Here is a 416-nt window from a genome sequence, read left to right as displayed (position 1 = left end):
CCGAAGGGACTCTGCTGTAAGTTGCCGCAGGCTGCTGCTGTCGTCGATCAAAAGCAGGGACGGAAGCGCCTTTTCAGCCTCGCCCATCACCGGCTCCGCGTCGAACTCGGCCGCATTATCTGCCGGCAACTCTGCCGAACGAGGCAACCAAAGCTCCATTGATGTCCCGCGGCCGACGGCGCTGATAATGCGGAGTGCACCACCGGATTGCTTCATGAAGCCGTCGACGGTGCTGAGGCCCAAGCCGGTCCCCTTGCCGAGCGGTTTTGTGGTGAAAAAGGGTTCGACGACCCTTGCCAGAACATCCGGGGGGATGCCTGCGCCGGTGTCCTTGACGGTGAGGACGACGTAGTCTCCCGTTGTCAAATCTTCCGATGCTGCTGTGATCGTCCGGTTCTGTGCGTGCACTGTAATTG

At 60.6% G+C, this 416-nt stretch carries 1 protein-coding gene; it reads right to left on the bottom strand.

The features are described 5' to 3' along the window. Nucleotides 1-416 (bottom strand): ATP-binding protein (locus tag EOA28_RS38310; RefSeq protein WP_245501722.1); only part of this gene is annotated, 416 nt, incomplete at both ends.

The organism is Mesorhizobium sp. M2A.F.Ca.ET.067.02.1.1 (genome assembly GCF_004023285.1).
Classification (GTDB): Bacteria; Pseudomonadota; Alphaproteobacteria; order Rhizobiales; family Rhizobiaceae; genus Mesorhizobium.
The sequence above is the reverse complement of the archived record's forward strand: the minus strand, read 5'-3'. Positions and strand labels throughout refer to the sequence as shown.